General features: G+C 71.2%; 1 protein-coding gene. It reads right to left on the reverse strand.

Features of this window, described 5'->3' with window-relative positions; translation table 11 throughout:
* Positions 1 to 387: 387 nt before the first annotated feature.
* A partial coding sequence (locus VGJ14_14815; GenBank protein ID HEY2833699.1) for a mannose-1-phosphate guanyltransferase occupies positions 388 to 1,750 on the reverse strand: 1,363 nt, incomplete at its 5' end.

The following is a 1,750-nucleotide window of genomic DNA, read 5'->3' on the forward strand; positions in this document are numbered from 1 at the left end:
CGTACCCGTCGTCTTCGAGCGACCCAGCCCACGGTACGCGAGATGGGGCGGGGCGGTCCATGCGCCACGCGAACAGCCCACGCCGTCCACGCCTGCTATTTCCGTCGCGACGCTTCCGCCACACCGCCTTCTCACCTCCGCCGTGCACCCGCGCCATGCACTCCTGCCTGCCGGGCCCGTCCCCGGGCCCGTCCCGGCGGGCGGTGACCGCCGGGCGAATCGCAATGCGCGCGATTCTCTCACATTCGCGAATTCCGCGTGGTTGACGCCTTTCGCAACATCGCGTGAGGGACACAGCTTACCTGTCCGCAGAGCGAATATCCGGGTACCTAACCGCAGTATCGCGACACTTGGCGGTAACCGCCAGCAGCAGCTCAGGAGCCACTGCTAGTGACCGGCCCGCTCCACCACGGCCGCCCACTCGTCGAGCAGCAGCTGAGCGGTGTCGGCGTCGTTCCCCTCGGCCCACAGGTGCGTGACGGCGTCCGCCGGGTCGGGCAGCACCAGGACCCAGCCGCGATCCCGCTCGGTCACTCGCACGCCGTCGGTGGTGTCGATCTCGTGATCACCCGCGGCCTCTACGACGGTACGCATGACCCCGCCCTTGGCCGCCCACGGCGTCGGCACCGAGCGCTTGAGCAGATGCGCGACCGGGATCCTGGCGTCGATCTGACTCAGCGTCAGCCGGGTCCGCGCGACGAGGCCGAGCAGCCGGACGAAGACCGCGATGCCGTCGATGGTCCGGGCGCACTCGGGCACCACGAACCCGCCGTGGCCGTCGGCCGCGAAGATCACGTCGTCCTGGGCCGCGGCCAGGGTCAGCGCGTGCATCGAGGTCGGCGTCCATTCCACCTGGACACCGTGGAACCGGCAGACCTGCTCGGCCACGCGGGTGGTGGTCACCGGGAGTGCGACGCGGCCCTGCTTGCGTTCGGCCGCGACCAGGTCGAGCACGGACAGCAGGGCCCGGTCCTCGCTGACCAGCTCGCCCTTCTCATCCACGAGCTGGATCCGCTCGCCTACCGGGTCGAACCTGACGCCGAACGCGGCCCGGGACGAGGACACCACGTCGGCCAGTCGCTGCAACCCGGCACGCTGCTGCGCGGTGGTCTCGGTGGGCGAGACCTCGTCCAACCGGTTGTTCAGGGTGTGCACTTCCACCCCGATCGTGCCGAGCAGGCTGGGCAGCACCAGCGACGCGGTGCCGCCCGCGCAGTCCGCCACCACCTTCAGGCCGGCCTCGCGGACGCCGCTCATGTCGACGCACCGCAGCAGCTCGTGGGTGTAGGACTCCACCACCCGGGGCGGATAGCTGAGCTCGGCTATCTCGCCGGGGAAGGCCCGCCGGAACTCCTGCCGGGAGAACACCCGCTCCAGCTTGCGCTGGTCGGCCTGGGAGAGCTCGGCGCCGCGCTCGTCCAGGAAGATGATGTCGATCGACTGCGGGTCGCCCGGCGTGGTGCGCAGCGCGACGCCGCCGCTGTAGTGGTCCCTGGCCGTCTCGAACCTGGCCACCGGGAGCGGCTGGGCCTCCAGGTCCACCACGTTGATCGCGCTGGCGTTGAGCGCGCCCTGCACCGCCCGCTTGAGCGTCCGGGCGGCCCGGGATACGTCCCGCGAGGTGGTGACGGTGGAGCCCTTGCGCAGCATGGTGGCGTAGGCGCTGGCCAGCCGGACCGCGAGCTCGGGGGTGACCTCGACGTTGACCAGGCCGGACACGCCGCGCGGGCCGAACAGGGTGCGCTGTCCC

The organism is Sporichthyaceae bacterium (assembly GCA_036493475.1).
GTDB lineage: Bacteria > Actinomycetota > Actinomycetes > Sporichthyales > Sporichthyaceae > DASQPJ01.